At 73.5% G+C, this 16525-nt stretch carries 16 protein-coding genes; 9 read left to right on the top strand and 7 right to left on the bottom strand.

Features of this window, described 5'->3' with window-relative positions; all coding sequences use genetic code 11:
- Positions 1-12: 12 nt before the first annotated feature.
- The 3 genes from A4A78_RS12385 to A4A78_RS12395 are packed head-to-tail and all read right to left on the bottom strand — an operon-like array spanning position 13 to position 3058.
- Positions 13-1023 carry a DUF4097 family beta strand repeat-containing protein gene (locus A4A78_RS12385; protein WP_062949629.1) on the bottom strand — a complete coding sequence of 337 codons (1011 nt, stop codon included), beginning with the start codon at positions 1021-1023 and terminating at the stop codon, positions 13-15.
- A complete protein-coding gene (locus tag A4A78_RS12390) occupies positions 1020-1676 on the bottom strand; it encodes a response regulator transcription factor (RefSeq protein ID WP_062949631.1) in 657 nt (218 codons plus the stop codon). The genes A4A78_RS12385 and A4A78_RS12390 overlap by 4 nt, the downstream gene beginning before the upstream one ends.
- Entirely contained in the window at positions 1673-3058 is a 1386-nt protein-coding gene (locus tag A4A78_RS12395; RefSeq protein ID WP_062949633.1) for a sensor histidine kinase, read from the bottom strand. The genes A4A78_RS12390 and A4A78_RS12395 overlap by 4 nt, the downstream gene beginning before the upstream one ends.
- A gap of 162 nt (positions 3059-3220) precedes the next feature.
- On the opposite strand from A4A78_RS12395, the gene A4A78_RS12400 reads away from it, so the two are divergent.
- The 4 genes from A4A78_RS12400 (at position 3221) to rlmB (ending at position 7476) form a co-directional block, all read left to right on the top strand.
- On the top strand, positions 3221-4408 hold the full coding sequence (locus A4A78_RS12400) for a LacI family DNA-binding transcriptional regulator (RefSeq protein WP_062949635.1): 1188 nt from the start codon (positions 3221-3223) through the stop codon (positions 4406-4408).
- A 72-nt stretch (positions 4409-4480) separates the two neighbouring features.
- The gene (locus A4A78_RS12405; protein WP_062949637.1) at positions 4481-4963 is read left to right on the top strand and encodes a phage holin family protein; all 483 of its coding nucleotides are present in this window, start codon (positions 4481-4483) and stop codon (positions 4961-4963) included.
- 83 nt (positions 4964-5046) lie between these two features.
- A complete protein-coding gene (cysS, locus tag A4A78_RS12410; RefSeq protein WP_062949899.1) occupies positions 5047-6492 on the top strand; it encodes a cysteine--tRNA ligase in 1446 nt (481 codons plus the stop codon).
- A 21-nt stretch (positions 6493-6513) separates the two neighbouring features.
- The gene (gene rlmB / locus A4A78_RS12415) at positions 6514-7476 is read left to right on the top strand and encodes a 23S rRNA (guanosine(2251)-2'-O)-methyltransferase RlmB (protein WP_062949639.1); all 963 of its coding nucleotides are present in this window, start codon (positions 6514-6516) and stop codon (positions 7474-7476) included.
- Positions 7477-7557: 81 nt separating this feature from the next.
- Here rlmB and A4A78_RS12420 read toward each other — a convergent pair whose 3' ends face one another.
- The 3 genes from A4A78_RS12420 to A4A78_RS12430 form a co-directional block, all read right to left on the bottom strand.
- Positions 7558-8244 (bottom strand): YitT family protein, encoded by a 687-nt coding sequence (locus tag A4A78_RS12420; RefSeq protein WP_082835312.1) that lies wholly within the window; start codon positions 8242-8244, stop codon positions 7558-7560.
- A 28-nt stretch (positions 8245-8272) separates the two neighbouring features.
- The gene (locus A4A78_RS12425) at positions 8273-9514 is read right to left on the bottom strand and encodes a DUF4032 domain-containing protein (protein WP_062949641.1); all 1242 of its coding nucleotides are present in this window, start codon (positions 9512-9514) and stop codon (positions 8273-8275) included.
- Positions 9515-9729: 215 nt separating this feature from the next.
- Positions 9730-10815 carry an ABC transporter ATP-binding protein gene (locus A4A78_RS12430; RefSeq protein ID WP_062949645.1) on the bottom strand — a complete coding sequence of 362 codons (1086 nt, stop codon included), beginning with the start codon at positions 10813-10815 and terminating at the stop codon, positions 9730-9732.
- 260 nt (positions 10816-11075) lie between these two features.
- Here A4A78_RS12430 and A4A78_RS12435 point away from each other — a divergent pair, with 260 nt between their 5' ends.
- Both A4A78_RS12435 and A4A78_RS12440 read left to right on the top strand, forming a co-directional pair.
- Complete coding sequence (locus tag A4A78_RS12435; RefSeq protein ID WP_062949647.1) at positions 11076-11762, top strand: peptide deformylase; 687 nt, start codon at positions 11076-11078, stop codon at positions 11760-11762.
- Between the two features lie 192 nt (positions 11763-11954).
- Entirely contained in the window at positions 11955-12707 is a 753-nt protein-coding gene (locus tag A4A78_RS12440) for a hypothetical protein (RefSeq protein WP_231881033.1), read from the top strand.
- A gap of 106 nt (positions 12708-12813) precedes the next feature.
- On the opposite strand, the gene A4A78_RS12445 is transcribed toward A4A78_RS12440, so the two are convergent.
- Positions 12814-13326, bottom strand: a complete 513-nt coding sequence (locus A4A78_RS12445) for an inorganic diphosphatase (RefSeq protein ID WP_010551035.1) — start codon at positions 13324-13326, stop codon at positions 12814-12816.
- Between the two features lie 93 nt (positions 13327-13419).
- Here A4A78_RS12445 and A4A78_RS12450 point away from each other — a divergent pair, with 93 nt between their 5' ends.
- From A4A78_RS12450 to hpt, 3 genes are read left to right on the top strand one after another with little or no spacing between them, the layout of a single operon-like run.
- Positions 13420-14829: a D-alanyl-D-alanine carboxypeptidase gene (locus tag A4A78_RS12450; RefSeq protein WP_231881034.1), complete on the top strand. Its 1410-nt coding sequence runs from the start codon at positions 13420-13422 to the stop codon at positions 14827-14829.
- Positions 14829-15923 carry a tRNA lysidine(34) synthetase TilS gene (gene tilS / locus A4A78_RS12455; RefSeq protein WP_062949653.1) on the top strand — a complete coding sequence of 365 codons (1095 nt, stop codon included), beginning with the start codon at positions 14829-14831 and terminating at the stop codon, positions 15921-15923. The genes A4A78_RS12450 and tilS overlap by 1 nt, the downstream gene beginning before the upstream one ends.
- 43 nt (positions 15924-15966) lie before the next feature.
- Positions 15967-16521, top strand: coding sequence for a hypoxanthine phosphoribosyltransferase (hpt, locus tag A4A78_RS12460; RefSeq protein ID WP_010551038.1), 555 nt, complete (start codon positions 15967-15969; stop codon positions 16519-16521).
- Positions 16522-16525 lie beyond the last annotated feature (4 nt).

The following is a 16525-nucleotide window of genomic DNA, read 5'->3' on the forward strand; positions in this document are numbered from 1 at the left end:
GACCGGGGACGTTCAGCGCGTGAGCGTGACGTCCCCGGTCTCGGTGACGGCGGTCAGCGTACCCGCGGACTCCGACTCGGAGCCGCGGAGCGCGGGGTCCACGGTGACCTCGCCCAGCGAGCTGCGCGTCTCGACCTGCCACGTCGAGGTGCCCCCGACCGCGATCCTCACGTCGCCGAGCTCGGTCACCGCCCCGACCGCTCCGCTCGCCTCCGCGGGGAGCTGCAGGGAGATGTCCCCGAGGGTCGAGGAGAGGTCCACGGCCGTGGGACCGGGGGCGGCGAGGTCGGCCTCGATCGCCCCGACCTCGGTCGAGACGGTGACGCCCTCCGCGATGCTCGTCGTGCCCAGGTGCACGTCGCCCACGTCGGAGCGCACCGCGAGGGAGCCGAAGTCGCCCTCGGCCACCACGTCCCCCACATCGGTGCGGAGGTCGAGGTCCAGCTCGTGCCCGACCGGGACCAGCACGAGCACGTCGCGCGTGTCGTCGAGGCCGGGCCACGTGGAGTAGCTCTCGGGCTGGCTCACGGCGATGGCCACGGCGGAGCCGGTGCCGCCGCGCTCGAGACGGGCGCGGACCTGCTCCCCGGCCGGCGACGGGACCGTGGTGCCCGGGGTGACGAGCGAGAGCGTCACCTCGTCGACCTCCTCGGAGGGCTGCACGCGCACATCGCCGAGGGTGCTGGTCAGCTGCAGCGAGGCGGGGGTCCCGAGCCCCGCGGTCGCGGGGACGTCCTGGTAGGCGCGGCCGTTCCACCAGGTGAAGCCTGTCGAGGCGGCCAGGAACAGGATCACCACCAGCATCACGGCGCCGCCGGCGAGGGCCACGCCCAGCCGCCAGGGGCGGTCGCGCTCGCGGGAGGGCGTGAGCCGGCGCGGCGGGTCGTAGCGACGCTCCGGGGGCAGGCCGCGCCCTGTCCCCGAGGCACCGCCCTCCGCCACGGGGGTGTCCACCTCCCGCAGCGCGCCGCCGTCCGACGCGCCATCGCTGCGCAGGGCGGGCCCGCGGTCCACGGTGCTCACGTCCGGTCCTCCGACTCCAGATAGCGCAGCACCGCCATGACCCGTCGGTTCTCGCCGTCCACGGGCGGCAGGTCCAGCTTCGTGAGCAGGGAGGAGATGTGCTTCTCGACGCTTCCGGCGGAGACGAACAGGGCATCGGCGATCGCCTGGTTCGAGCGGCCCTGCGCCATCAGGGAGAGCACCTCGCGTTCCCGCGGGGTGAGTGCTTCGAGGGTGCGGCGCCGCCGGGAGCGGACGAAGATCTGCTGGACCACCTCGGGGTCCAGCCAGGTCCCGCCCTCGCCGACGTCAGCCACCACGCCGAGGAACTCCTCGACGTCCGCGACCCGGTCCTTGAGCACGTAGCCCAGGCCGTGCGAGGAGTCGGCGATGAGATCGGAGGCGTAGCGCTCTTCGACGTACTGGGAGAGCACCAGCAGCGCCACCTCGGGATCCTGCTGCCGGATCAGCACCGCGGCCCGCACGCCCTCGTCGGTGAACGTCGGCGGCATCCGCACGTCGATCACCGCGAGGTCGGGGCGGTGGTGGGAGACGGCGGCGAGCAGGCCCGCCGCATCGCCCACCGCGGCGACCACCTCGTGGCCGGCGTCGGTCAGGAGCCTCTCGAGCCCGGCGCGCAGCAGCACGGCGTCGTCGGCGATCACGATCCTCATCGGGGGACCTCCAGGGTCTGGTCTCGGGGCCCGGTACCGTCGGCCGGGCGCGGGAGGGGGACGGCGGTCAGGTCGGCGGACAGGGCCGGTCGCAGGGGAGCGGCGCCGGAGGCCGGCGCGCCGGTGGGCAGGACGGCCTCGAGCACGGTGCCGCCGCCGACGGGGCTGCTGATCCCGAGCACGCCGCCGGTCGCGCGGACCCGGTCGGTGAGCCCGGCGAGGCCGGTGGAGAGCCCGTCGCGGCGCACCCGCGCCCCGCCGCGCCCGTCGTCCTCGATCCGCACCCGCAGCGCGTGCGGGTCCTGGCGCACGCTCACGGAGACCTGCTCGGCCTGCGCATGCTTGGCGATGTTGGTCAGCGCCTCGGCGACCACGAAGTAGGCCACGCCCTCCCGCTCCCGGTCCAGCCCGGCGTGCGCCGGCCCCAGCAGGGAGACGTCGAGGTCGACGGGGATGCGGGAGCGGGCGGCGAGGGCGGAGAGCGCCGCATCCAGGCCCCGGTCGGTGAGCACCGCCGGGTGGATCCCGCGGGCGAGCTGGCGCAGGTCGGTCATCACGGCCTTCGCCTCCGCATGCGCCTCGCCGACGAGCCGCTCGGCCCGGTCCGGGTCGGTGCGGATCGCGGTGCGGGCGAGGCCCAGGGTCATGGCGAGGTTCACCAAACGCGGCTGCACCCCGTCGTGGAGATCCCGCTCGATGCGCAGCCGCTCCTGGGCGGCGGCGTCGACCGCGCCCTGACGCCGTTCGGCGAGGTCCGCCACCTGCTCGCGCAGCTCCTCCTCGGAGCCGGAGATCAGGCCGCGCGCGAGACCGCGGTCGGCGAGCGCGCCGAGGGCGAGCAGCACCGCGCAGAGCGCCAGGGCCGCGGTGCCGAGCACGGCGAGGGCCCAGCGGGACATCTCCAGGCTCCCGATCCGGACGGGGCCGTGCAGCAGCGCGAGCTCCCAGCCGGACCAGCCCAGCCACAGCATCGCGAGGGCGACGAGCAGGAACGCCCCGGCCACGATCATCGCGAGGTGGTGGTGGAGGACCCCGCGCCAGAACCCGCCGGTGCCGAGCTCGAACCAGCGGTCCTGCAGCCAGCCGGCCGCACCGCGGCGCAGCGAGCGGCGCCGGGCGGGGATGTTCACCCCGATGCCGTGCACCGCGACCGCGCGGCGCCGTTCGATCCGCACCGCGACCTGCATCAGCAGCAGCCACGGGACCAGCAGCAGCAGCCCGCTGCCCAGCGCGGGCAGGGCGCTCAGCCCCGTCACGAGCATGACGATGCTCGCCACGCACCAGGTGAGGCTCAGCACCCCGCCGACGACCACCGAGGCCAGCGCGGCGGGGGAGATCCGGGACCGGGCGGGCGCCCCGGTCCTCTCGCTCGACTCGTCCATGGCTCGACCCTAGACGGGCCCTCGCGACCGGTCCCACCGGGCCCGCCGTCGGCATGCGCGGGGGATATCCCCCGCGCGCCCGGCGCCGGGTGAGCCATACCGCACCGACTGCTCCCGCGGACCTGCCTCCGCGGCCGCCGCCGATGCGGTTCAATGGAGGCCATGAGCAGTGACGCCACCTCCTCCGACAGCTCCCTGGACCCCCACAACGACGCGGCCGCCGCCCAGGCCGACGACGGCTCGACCGGCCAGATGGTCGAGGACATGGAGTCGACCGCCGCCGAGCTCGACGCCGACGGCGCCTCCCGCGGCACCCTCCGCGACGTCGCGAACTCGCTGGGGATCTCCAGCGCGGTCGCGCTGCGCGCCCTGCGCGGCGCCGACGAGATCAAGCCCCGGATGGTGGAGCGCGTGCGCGAGGCCGCCGAGCGCCTGCACTTCCCGCTCGAGGAGCTCAGCGGGGAGACGGAGCACCGCGGCGTCGTCGCCGTGCTCGTGAACACCATGCGCAACACCTGGATCTCCGACCTCGTCCGCTCGATCCGCATCGAGCTCGCCGCGACCGGCCGCACCGCCGTCGTCGTGCCCACCCGTCGGCGCCTGCCGGAGTACCCGGTCGCCGTGGACACCGACGCGATCGAGAACCTCGTCCACCTCGGCGTGGACGGCTTCCTGATGGTCTCCGACCTCGCTGACATGGACGAGGTCCTCGAGGCCACCGGCAACCGACCCCTGGTCGGGATCGGCTGCTCGAAGGAGCTCGTCGGCCGGATCGACACGGTCCGCATCGACGACGAGGTCGGGCAGGGCCTCCTGGTCGACCACCTGGTGAGCCTCGGCCACCGCGAGATCGCTCACGTCGGCGGGGTCGGCGCGGCCGTCGCCCGCGAGCGCGCCGACGCCTTCCGCGCCGCGATGGCGCGCCACGGCCTGGCGGACTCCGCCCGGGTCGAGCCGGGCGACTTCACCGAGCAGGTCGGCCAGACCGCCGGGTCGATGCTGCTGCGCGGGAGCCAGGTCCCCACCGCGGTGACCTGCGCCAACGACGTCACCGCCGTCGGCGTGCTCTCCGCGGCCCGCGAGGCCGGCTACGACGTGCCGGAGGCCTTCGCGGTCGCCGGCTACGGCAACACCTCGCTCGCCTCCTCCGGCGTCGCGGAGCTGACCAGCGTGGACCCGAACTCGGAGCGGCTGGGCGCCCTGGCGGCCCAGATGCTGGTGGACCGCGTCTCCGGCCACGAGGGAACCTTCCGGGACGTCGCGGTCGCCCCCTCGCTGGTGGCGCGCCGCACCACTGCCGCCGGCCCCCGCCCCGAGACCACCCGCCGCAAGCGGATCTCGGTGGACTGAGCCCTCGGCCCGCTCCCTCGAACCGGCTCGATCCGACACAGAAACGCCCGCACCCTGCGATAGGCTCCGATCATGATCAACACCACGAACGACCCGAGCACGCCGCCCACCCAGCGGTCCATCGGCGAGCTCGTCCAGTCCATCCGCGATGAGCTCCTGGGCGTCGTCCATCACGAGATCGACATCGCCAAGAAGGAGATCACGGCCCTCGGCATCAAGGTCGGCATCATCGCCGCCATGGCCGCCGTGCTGCTGTTCCTCCTCCTGTCGGCCTGGGTCATGCTGCTGTTCGCGGCCGCGACCGGTCTGCAGGCGCTCGGGCTGCCGGCCTGGGGCTCGTTCCTCATCGTCGCCGGCGTGTTCATCCTCCTCGGCGCGATCGCCGGGCTCGTCGCCTTCCTGGTCTCCCGGAAGCTGAAGGCCCCCGAGACCACGATCGAGACCGCCCAGTCTGCGGTCCAGGCCGTCCAGGGCAAGCGCCGCAGCAACGCCGTCTCCTACGACGACACCTTCGAGGAGCTCTACGGCAAGCAGGTCAGCGCCCGCACCGAGTGACCGCCCTGGGACCGATCGGCCAGGCCGCGCGCCGGTCGAACCGGCTGAGCGGAGACGGCCCCAGCAGGCAGTACCCTGGGAACGTGACTCTCCACCTGCACGACACCGCCACCCGCACCACTGCACCGTTCACCCCGGTGCGCGAGGGGGCGGTGTCGCTGTACGTCTGCGGTCCCACCACGCAGGGCGCGCCCCACCTCGGGCACCTGCGCACCTTCCTCTCCTTCGACGTGCTGGTGCGCTGGCTCGAGCGCAGCGGCTACGAGGTCGCGCACGTCCGCAACGTCACCGACATCGACGACAAGATCCTCGTGAAGTCCGCCGAGGCGGGCGCCGAGTGGTTCGCCTGGTCGCTGCGCTTCGAGCGCGAGTTCCAGGACGTGCTGGACCGGATCGGGAACCGCCGCCCCACCTACGAGCCGCGCGCCACCGGGCACGTGCCCGAGATGATCGAGCTCATGCAGCGCCTGATCGAGCGGGGCCACGCCTACGCCGACGGCGCCGGCTCGGTCTACTTCGACGTCGCCTCCCTGCCCACCTACGGCGCGCTGACCCGCCAGTCCCTCGAGGACATGCAGGACGCGGGCGAGGAGATGGAGCCCGGCAAGCGCGACCGCCGCGACTTCGCCCTGTGGAAGGCGGCGAAGGCGACCGAGCCGGAGACCGCCTCCTGGGACACGCCCTTCGGCCGCGGCCGCCCGGGCTGGCACCTCGAGTGCTCCGCCATGAGCCGCAAGTACCTCGGCGAGACCTTCGACCTCCACGCCGGCGGGCTCGACCTGCGCTTCCCGCACCACGAGAACGAGCAGGCGCAGTCCCACGCCGCCGGCTACGGCTTCGCCCAGCGCTGGATGCACTCCGGCATGGTCACGGTCGACGGGCTGAAGATGGGCAAGAGCCTGGACAACTTCGTCACCGCCGCCGATGCGCTCGGCGAGCACCCCGCCGCGGCGGTGCGCCTCGCCCTCGTCGGCGGCCACTACCGCGCGACGATCGAGTACAACACCACCGCGATGCGGGAGGCGGAGACGGTGTGGGAGCGGTTCTCCGCGACCGCGCGCCGCGCCGCCGAGCAGCTCGGGGGAGACCCGATCGCCGCGGCCGACGCCGACCTGCGCGCAGTGGAGCTGCCGCAGGAGTTCGTCGCGGCGATGGACGACGACCTCTCCGTCCCCGAGGCGCTCGCGGTGATCCACCGCGAGCAGGCGGCGCTGAACACGCTCCTGGCCGCGCGCGGCGGGGCGGACGGCGCCCAGGTCGCCGAGGGCCTCGGCCGTCTGCGGGCCATGCTCGACGTGCTGGGGCTGGACCCGCTGGGGGAGCAGTGGGGCGGGGCGGCAGGCGCCTCCGGGGCGGAGCACGCGGCGCTCGACGCGCTGATCTCCGCGCAGCTCACCGCCCGCGAGGCGGCGCGCGCCGAGAAGGACTGGGCCCGAGCCGACGCGCTGCGTGATGCGCTGACCGCCGCCGGGATCCGCATCGAGGACGGCCAGGGCGGCGCCCGCTGGACCCTCGAGACCCGAGACTGAGCAGGACTGAGGAGACCATCCATGGCAGGCAACAGCTCGCGCCGCGGCGCGGTGCGCAAGGGCAAGAAGGGCGCGACCGTCGGCTCCGGCGGCGTGCGCCGACGGGGGCTGGAGGGCAAGGGCCCGACCCCGAAGGCCGAGGAGCGCCCGAACCACAAGAAGTACTCCGGCGGCTCGGGATCCGGCGCCGCGGGACGACGCGGCGGGCCCAAGGCCAAGGGCAAGGCGCCCGGCAGCGACCAGGTCGCGGGGCGCAATGCGGTGCTGGAGGCGCTGCGGGAGGAGATCCCCGCCACCCAGCTGACCCTCATGGTGCGGATCGACGCCGACGAGCGGGTGCGGGAGATCATGCGCCTGGCCGCGGCGCGGGCGCTGCCGGTCGTCGAGGCGACCCGCACCGACCTCGACCGCATGACCGATCACTCGGTGCACCAGGGTGTGGCGCTGACGATCCCGCCCTACGAGTACGCCGAGGTCGACGAGCTGCTCGAGATCGCCGCGGACCGCTTCGAGCCGCCGCTGCTGGTCGCGCTCGACGGCATCACCGACCCCCGAAACCTCGGCGCGATCCTCCGCTCGGCCGACGCCTTCGGCGCGCACGGCGTGATCCTGCCGGAGCGGCGCAGCGTGTCGATGACCGCGAGCGTGTGGAAGGTCGCCGCGGGCGCGGCCGGCCGCGTCCGCGTCGCCCAGGTCACGAACCTCAACCGCACCCTCGCCGCGCTCAAGGAGCAGGACGTGTTCGTGCTCGGCCTCGACGCGGACGGCGACGTCACCTCGCGCGAGCTCGAGCTCGGCACCCAGCCGGCCGTGCTCGTCGTCGGCGCCGAGGGCAAGGGCCTCTCCCGCCTCGCGCGGGAGACCAGCGACCAGGTGGTCTCGATCCCGATGGCGGGGCGCTCCGAGTCGCTGAACGCCTCGGTCGCCGCCGCGATCGCGCTCTACGAGATCTCCGGGGTCCGGGACCAGCACGGACTGGCCTGACCCTCCCGGCCCGGCCTGACCCTTCCGGCTCGGCCTGCCGCGCGAGCCCGGGCCCGGCCCGAGAGCCCCGGCCCGCGCGCCTCAGCGCGCGGGGCCGGGCTCCCTGCCCTGCACCGAGCGGACCGGGATCAGCACGTGGGGCAGCGCCAGCTGGATGACGGGGCCGAGCGCGATCGCGTAGACGACGGTGCCGAGCCCGAGCGGTCCGCCCAGCAGCCATCCGGTCACCAGCACGATCACCTCGAGCACGATCCGCACCGGCCCGACGGGCCGGGAGAGCACCCGGCTGAGCGCCGTCATCAGCCCGTCGCGGGCGCCCGCACCGAGCTGCGCGCCGATGTAGACGGCGCCGCTGATCCCGTTGACCACCACGCCGAGCAGCATGAGGGCGATCGCGACGGGCAGCGAGCTCGCCTCCGGCAGGATCAGCATCCCGAGGTCGATGCTGACCCCCACCCAGATCGCGTTCGCGACCGCGCCGATCCCGAGCCGCTCGCGCAGCGGGATCCACAGCAGGAGCAGCACGAAGCTCACCGCGATGCTCATCGACCCCACGGTCGCGCCGAGCCGCTCGGCGAGAGCCGCGTGGAAGACGTCCCAGGGCGCGCCGCCCAGCCCCGAGCGCAGCAGCATCGCCAGCGACAGCCCGAAGCCGGTCAGCCCGATCATCATCTGCACGAGCCGGCGCCCCAGCCGGTCCACGCCGAGCTGTTCGCGCAGGGACAGGTTGTCGAGCCGGGGATGCCGGCGCCGCTCCGACGCAGCCACGTCTCGTCTCGGTCTCTCCCCGGCCCGCTCAGGCCTCGACGATCGGCAGGGCCGAGGTCTCGGTGGTCACCAGCGACTTCTCGTCGGGCCGGTGGATGAGCTCGTTGAGGATGTAGTGCCGCACGGTGTCGTCGAGGCTCACGTCGACGCCGGCCTGCTCGGAGAGGAACCACTTGTGCTCGAGCACCTCGTGGAAGAACTCCGGCGGCTCGAGCTTCGAGCGCATCGACCGGGGGATCGCGCGGACCACGGGCTCGTACTGGTCCTTGAGCCATTCGTGGGCGACGAACTCCTCCTCCTCGGCCTGCTGCTCCGTGTCCGCGCGGAACTGGTCGAGATCGTTCAGCAGCCGACGCGCCTGGTTCTCCTGGGCGTCGATGCCGGTCAGGCGCATCAGACGCCTCGAGTGGTGGCCGGCGTCGACGACCTTCGGGCGGATCGAGAGGGTCGTGCCGTCGAGGTCGGTGGTGATCTCGAGCTCGCCCACGTCGAAGCCGAGCTTGTTCAGCCGCTCGATCCGGGCGGAGACCCGCCAGCGCTCGTCGGCGGAGAAGCGCTCCGAGGAGGTCAGCGCGTCCCACAGCTCCTCGTAGCGGGCCACGAGGTCGTCGCCGATCTCGACGGCGTCGACCTCGGGGTCGATCATGTCGCCGGCCTGCAGGTCCATCAGCTCGCCGATGATGTTGGTGCGGGCCAGGTCGAGGTCGTAGTGGCGCTGCCCGGTCGTGAGCGTCTCGTGGAGGGAGCCGGTCTCGACGTCGACGATGTAGGCGGCGAAGGCGCCCGCGTCACGGCGGAACAGTGTGTTCGACAGCGATACGTCGCCCCAGTAGAAGCCCTCCAGGTGCAGCCGCACCAGCAGCACGGCGAGCGCGTCGAGCAGTCGCTGGGCGGTGTCCTGGCGCGAGACCTGGCTGAACACGGCCCGGTAGGGGAGGGAGAACTGCAGATGGCGGGTGATCAGCACGGCGTCCAGCGCCTCGCCGGAGCGGCCCGTGCGACCGGACACCACGGCGAAGGGCTCGACCGAGGGGATGCCGATCCGGCCGAGCACCTTGAGCGTGTCGTACTCGCGCTGGGCGAGGTGGTGGTTGATCTCCTTGAGCGCGAGCACCCGCCCCGAGACCCGGACGAAGCGGACCACGTGGCGGGAGATGCCGCGGGGGAGCGCGGCCAGGATCTCGTCGGGCCACTGCTCCAGCGGCGTCTCCCAGGGCAGATCCAGCAGTGCAGGGTCTGCACGGGACGCGGTGATCTCCAGGGGTGCCATGGGTCCATTCTCTCCCGAGCGCGAGGGCCAGGCCCATACGCTTCCACATTTCACGTCGGTCCGACGGGAAGATCACGGCCCGGGACGTCGTGTCGTCGCGGCCCCGAGGCCGCCGGGAACCGTCCCGGGGACGACGGGGCCGGCGCCGAGCCCGCCGGGGACGGACGACGGGCGCCCGGCCGGAGCCGGACGCCCGTCGTGCGGAGCGGGGGTGCTCAGTCGCCGAGGCGCTTGCCCGACTTCGCGTCGAAGAGGTGCAGGTGGCCCTCCTTGGGACGGAAGTAGACGGTCTCGCCCTTGGCCGGGGGACGGCGGCCGTCGACGCGCGCGATGAACGGCTTGGCGGTCTCGTCGCTGCCGGCGCGGCGGCCGTAGATGAACGCGTCCGCGCCGAGCTCCTCGACCACGTCGACCTCGACCGCGATGCCCTGCTCGTCGCCGACGAGCTCGAGGTCCTCGGGGCGCACGCCCACGGTGACGGTGGACTGGTCGGTGTCCGAGAGGGTCGCACGGTCCACGGGCAGCACGGCGCCGCCGAACTGCACGCCCTGGTCGGTGAGCTTCTCCTCGAGCAGGTTCATGGCGGGGGAGCCGATGAAGCCGGCCACGAACACGTTGTTCGGGTGGTCGTACATGCGGCGCGGGGAGTCGATCTGCTGGAGCACGCCGCGGTCGAGGACGGCCACGCGATCGCCCATCGTCATCGCCTCGGTCTGGTCGTGGGTGACGTACACGGTGGTGACGCCGAGACGACGCTGCAGCGAGGCGATCTGGGTACGGGTCGAGACGCGCAGCTTCGCATCGAGGTTCGACAGCGGCTCGTCCATGAGGAACACCTGCGGGGAGCGCACGATCGCACGGCCCATGGCCACACGCTGGCGCTGACCGCCGGAGAGCGCCTTCGGCTTGCGGTCGAGGTACTCGGTGAGGTCCAGGATCGCCGCGGCGTCCTCGACGCGCTTGCGGATCTCCGCCTTCGGGGTGCCGGCGATCTTCAGGGCGAAGCCCATGTTGTCGGCGACCGTCATGTGCGGGTACAGCGCGTAGTTCTGGAACACCATGGCGATGTCGCGGTCCTTCGGCGGGACGTCGGTGACGTCACGATCGCCGATGAGGATGCGGCCCGCGTCGATCTCCTCGAGACCGGCGAGCATGCGCAGGGAGGTCGACTTGCCGCAGCCCGAGGGGCCGACGAGGACGAGGAACTCGCCGTCGCCGATCTCGATGTTGAGGTTGTCGACCGCGGGGCGCTCCTGGCCCGGGTAGACCCGGGAGGCGTTGTCGAACGTGACTGTTGCCATGGTGGTTCTCCTTCACCGGCAGGTACGTGCCGGACGATCCGTTGTGAAGTGACTGTGACACCGGTTCGGGGGAGCTCCTCGGGGGTGCTCCATCGCACCGGCACGGCAGAGTGTATCCCACGTCTCACCCTCCCGGTCCGCCCTGCCACCGACGGCGCGCCGTCGTCCCGGCGACACCCTGCCCGGCCCGTGGACGGGCCGCGGCAGGGCCGAGCCCGGCGCACTCCCGTGCACGGGGCCGGGCACGGGATACTGGGGCGGTGGACACTGCTGAGCTGACCCGGAAGATCCTGGACCGACGCCCCCGCGAGGGCGCCCCGCTGCGCATCGTGCAGGCAGGGCATCCCGCCCTCCGCCGCACCGCCGTCGCCGCCCGCGACCGCCTCGAGCCCGCGCTCCTGGCGGAGCTCGCGGATGCCATGACCGTGACGATGAGGGACGCGCCCGGCGTCGGTCTCGCCGCCCCGCAGATCGGGCTGCCGCTGAGCTTCTATGTGGTCGAGGACCCCTTCGCCGCCGAGGAGGGGGAGGACCCCGAGGACGAGCTGCTCGAGCGCCGACCGCTCGCGCTGCGCGCCCTGCTGGACCCCGTCGTCGAGCCGGTCGGGGACGAGACCGTCTTCGCCTTCGAGGGCTGCCTCTCGGTCGACGGCTGGCAGTCGATCGTGCCCCGCTCGCGCCGGGTGCGCCTGCGCGCGCAGGAGCTGCTGCCCGGCGGCTCCCTGCGCGAGGTCGACGAGGAGCATGTGGGCTGGACCGCGCGGATCCTCCAGCACGAGACGGACCACCTGGGCGGGACCCTCTGCCATGACCGGATGGTGCCGCGCTCCTTCGTGGAGGCCGGCTACGTCCACCACTACGCGGACCTCGGCGAGGCCGTGCGCCGACTGGGCCTGAGCGGCGACATCGCCGAGCTCGGCGAGGGCGAGGTCGTGCTGCGCCGCTGAGGCGCCGCGCCGCCCGGTCCGCACCGCCCGGTCCGCGCCGGAGCGGTCCGGCGCCCGCGGCGTCACCCCGTCCCCGTCGGACGGGGAGCCGACCGCGGACCGGGCCTCCGCCGCGCGCACCCGCCGTCCAGGAGCGTGGACCCGTGCGCGATACCGTTGCCCTGTTCAGGACCCCGACGAATGGAGGCCCAGGTGGCCACGAACTCCCCGCAGCCCGTCCCGCGCGACCACGGCGCCGCCGCGACGCGACCCGACGACCTCCCCCTCGAGGAGGGCTCCCTCGACGAGCAGCTCGACGAGCGCTGGCTCTCGCTGATCGACGCCGCGCTCAAGGTCCAGGCGCCGCTGGCCCGCACCTACGTCGAGCACCTGCGCGCCAAGCACCCTGAGGCGACGGACCGTCAGCTGCTGGAGAAGGTCACCTCGCGCTTCACCGCGCTGACCACCGCGACCGGCGCCGGCATCGGCGGCGTCGCGGCGCTGCCGGGCCTCGGCACCGCCGCCGCGATCGGCCTCACCGTGGGGGAGGGGCTCTCCTTCGCGGAGTCCTGCGCCTTCCTCACCCTCGCCGCCGCCGACATCTACGGCGTCGACATGACCGACCGCGAGACGCGACGCCTCGTGCTGCTGGGCGTGCTCGGCGGCGAGCGCGGCGCCGAGATCATCGGCAAGGCGCTCGGCCGGCAGGGCATGCGCTGGAACTCGGTCCTCGGCGGCGGAGGCCTCCTGCCCGGCTTCGTCACCAAGCAGGTCAACAAGTACGTGCGGCGCCGGGTCGTGGCCCGCACCGGCGGGCTGTGGCTCGCACGCCTGGTGCCCTTCGGGATCGGCGCGGTCCTCGGCGGCCTCGGCGCCCGCGTCGTGGCCCGCTCCGTGGTCGAGGCGATGCTCGAGATCTTCGGCCAGGGGACGCAGGACCTCGAGGGCGAGCTCACCCGCCGCTGAGCCGGGATCCCGGGCGTCGCGCCCGCGGTCCCACCCGCGCACGACGACGGGGCCGGTCCCTCCGGACCGGCCCCGTCGTCATGCGTCCTGCGCGGACGGACCGCGCTCAGACCTCCTGCGTGAACTCGTTGGCGTGCTCCGTGCCGACCGCACGCTGGTAGGAGCGGCGGATCTCCGCCTCCGCGTCGCTGCGGCCCTCCCAGTGCGCGCCCTCGACGCTCTTGCCCGGCTCGAGATCCTTGTAGACCTCGAAGAAGTGCTGGATCTCCAGGCGGTGGAACTCCGAGACGTCCGTCAGCTCCTGGCGGCGCACCTGACGGCGATCGCCCACCGGCACCGCGACGATCTTGTCGTCGCCGCCGGCCTCGTCGCGCATGCGGAACATGCCCAGCGCGCGGCAGCGGATCAGGCAGCCCGGGAAGGTCGGCTCCTCGAGCAGGACCAGGCAGTCCAGCGGGTCGCCGTCCTCGCCGAGGGTCCCCTCGATGAAGCCGTAGTCGTCCGGATAGCGCGTCGCGGTGAAGAGCATCCGGTCCAGGCGGATCCGCCCGTTGTGGTGGTCCACCTCGTACTTGTTCCGGTTCCCGCGAGGGATCTCGATGGTCACGTCGAATTCCACGACAGCCGCTCCATTGCTCCGGCCCCGTGGGCCACTTCATTGCTCCGGCCCTGTGGGCCGCTTCCGATGACCGGGACACCATATCGTGGTGGCATGGCCCTTCGAGCAACCGAGCGCATGTGGCGCACCGTCGCCGTCGTGATGTGCGCGGCACTGCCCGTGAGCTTCTACGTCCTCGGCGACCTGATGGACGCCTTCCCCGGCGTGCTCACCGTGCGCAGCGCCGAGGATGACCCCGGCTCCGGGCCCCGCGCCGTCGCGGAGGACTGGGAGCGGGTCGATCCGGCCGAGGCCGTGACCCCCGTCGACTCCTCGCCGTCCCCGGTCGACCCCGCCGACCTGCAGCAGCGCATGGCCGCGAAGGCCGAGCTGCCCGTCGTGGGCGGGGGCCTGGCCTTCAGCGTCGTCGCGGCCGAGGACGGCCAGGTGCTCGCCGAGCGGGACTCGTCCAGCGCTCTCGTGCCCGCCTCGACCCTCAAGCTGCTCACCGCCGCGGCCGTGCTGCGGCAGTACACGGGGGATGAGGTGCTGGTCACCCGCGCGACCGTCCAGGACGGCGTGGTGACCCTGGCGGGAGAGGGTGATATGACCCTCACCGAGGAGGATCTGCGCGAGCTCGCCGCGCAGACGGCGGCGCTGGCGGCCGAGCAGGGGACCTCCTCCGTCTCCCTCGCCCTGGACGACTCGTATCTCGTGGGCGGGGCGAACCCGGCCTGGGGCGACAACGGCACGGCGGGCGGCTGGGTCACGCCCACCGCCTCCCTCGCGCTCGAGGAGGGATGGCTCGACGGGGAGCAGTACGGCCCGAAGTCCACCGATCCCGCCGGCGATGCGGCCCGGCGCTTCGCCGAGCTGCTCGGCGAGGAGGGCCTCGAGGTGACCGGCGGGATCACCGCGGCCGCCGCCCCGGAGGGCGCGCCCGCCGCGGAGATCTCCTCCGAGCCGCTCTCGGAGATCGTGCGCCACACCCTGCTCATCTCCGACAACACCACCGCCGAGCTGCTCGCGCACCTGGTGGCGCTCGCCCGCGGCGAGGAGACCACCCCCGCCGGCGCCGCCGCCGCCGTCGAGGCGGAGATCCGAGAGCTCGGCGCCGAGATGGGGCTGCCCGAGGAGGACCTCGCCGGGCTCGACCTCCGCGACGGGTCCGGGCTCTCGCGGGAGAACCGGGTCCCGCCGGCGCTGCTCGCCGCGGTGCTCGCCCAGGTCGCCTCCGGCGAGGTGCCCGCCCTCGAGCAGATCCTCTACGACGTGCCCGTCGCGGCGCTCTCGGGCACGCTCGCGGACCGCTTCGGCCATGGTGACGACTCGGCCGCCGCCGGGCAGGTGCGCGGCAAGACCGGCTATCTCGGCGGCGCCGCGACCCTCGCCGGCGTGACCGTGCTCCCCGACGGCCGCACCGTCGGCTACTCGATCGTGGTCCACGGCTTCGACGGCGCAGACGCGGACGCCGCCCGCGCCGCGGTGGACGACGTCGCCGCCGAGATGGTGCAGGTCGACTGATGGCCGGCCCTCCTCCCGTGGTCGCCCGTGCCCGCCGCGCCGTCCGCGCCGCCGTCGCCGAGCGGCTCGAGCAGCTCGCCGACGACACCGGCTCCGGCCACCTCTCCCCGCGGCTGCTGGTCGGCGTCTCCGGGGGCGCCGACTCGCTCGCGCTGCTGGCGACCACCTGCTGGGTGGGGGAGCGGATGGGGCTCGCGACCGAGGCCGCGATCGTCGACCACGGGCTCCAGGACGGCTCCGCCTCCGTCGCCGCGCGCGCTGCCGCGCAGGCGGAGCGGCTGGGCGCCGAGGCACACGTGCTCACGCCGTCCGTCGACCTCGCCGCGCCCGGCGGTCTCGAGAACGCCGCCCGCACCGCCCGACACGACGCCCTCGAGCACCTCGCCCAGGAGCGCGGTGCGCTCGCCGTGCTGCTGGGCCACACCCTCGACGACCAGGCGGAGCAGGTCCTGATGGCCCTCGCCCGCGGCGCCGGGCCCCGGGCGCTCGCCGGGATCCGCCGCAGCCGCGGCCACCTGCTGCGCCCCTTCCTCGGCACCGGCCGCGACGAGACCACGGCCCTGCGACGCGCCGACACCGAGCAGATCTGCACCCTCCACGACCTCGAGTGGTGGGAGGACCCGATGAACGCGGATCCCGAGCTGCTGCGCTCGCGGGTGCGCCACCGGGCCCTGCCGCTGCTGCGCGAGATCCTCGGGGAGCAGATCGACGAGAACCTCGCCCGCAGCGCCGACCTGGTCCGCCCCGATGTGGACCATCTCGACGAGGAGGCGCGGGCGCTGCTGCCCGCCCTGCACCGCGACGCCGGGGAGCTCGCCGAGGAGGGCGACCTGCTGCACCTCGACGTCCACGCCCTCGCCGCCGTCCCCGCCCCCGTGCGCACCCGCGTGCTGCGCGACGCCTCCCGTTCCGCTCAGCGCGCAATCGATGCAGGTGACGCAGGTGGATCCACGAAATCGCTGCTGCGCAGGCAGGTGCTCGCGCTGGATGCGCTGGTCGTCTCATGGCACGGTCAGGCAGCGGTGCCCGTTCCGGGTAGGATCGAGGTCGCTCGCCGTGACGGCCTGTTGGTGTGGTGCCGTCCCGCTCCGTGAGCCGCGGCGGACGCACCCACCACATCACCTGGAGGAGATCCGCGTGCCCCAGACGCACCCCCACCCCGATGTCGACCGCGTGCTGCTGGACGAACAGCAGATCCGTGACCGGCTCGCCGAGATCGGCGCGCAGATCGCCGCGGACTACGCCGAGGAGCCCCCGATCCTGGTGGGCGTCCTGAAGGGGGCGGTGATGGTGATGGCGGACCTCGCCCGTTCCATCGACCTCAAGGTCGAGATGGACTGGATGGCGGTCTCCTCCTACGGCTCGGGCACGAAGTCCTCGGGCGTGGTGCGGATCCTCAAGGACCTCTCCGGCGACATCACCGGGCGCAACGTCCTCATCGTCGAGGACATCATCGACTCGGGCCTGACCCTGAAGTGGCTGCTGGCCAACCTCCGCTCCCGTGGGCCGAAGTCCGTGGAGATCGCGACGCTGCTGCGCAAGCCCGAGGCCGCGCGCGTCGAGATCGACGTGAAGTACGTCGGCTTCGACATCCCCAACGAGTTCGTCATCGGGTACGGGCTCGACCATGCGGAGAACTACCGCAACCTTCCCTACGTGGGCGTCCTCGCACGCTCGGTCTACGAGGACTGAACCG

Source organism: Brachybacterium sp. sponge (genome assembly GCF_001613775.1).
In the GTDB taxonomy this organism is placed as follows: domain Bacteria; phylum Actinomycetota; class Actinomycetes; order Actinomycetales; family Dermabacteraceae; genus Brachybacterium; species Brachybacterium conglomeratum.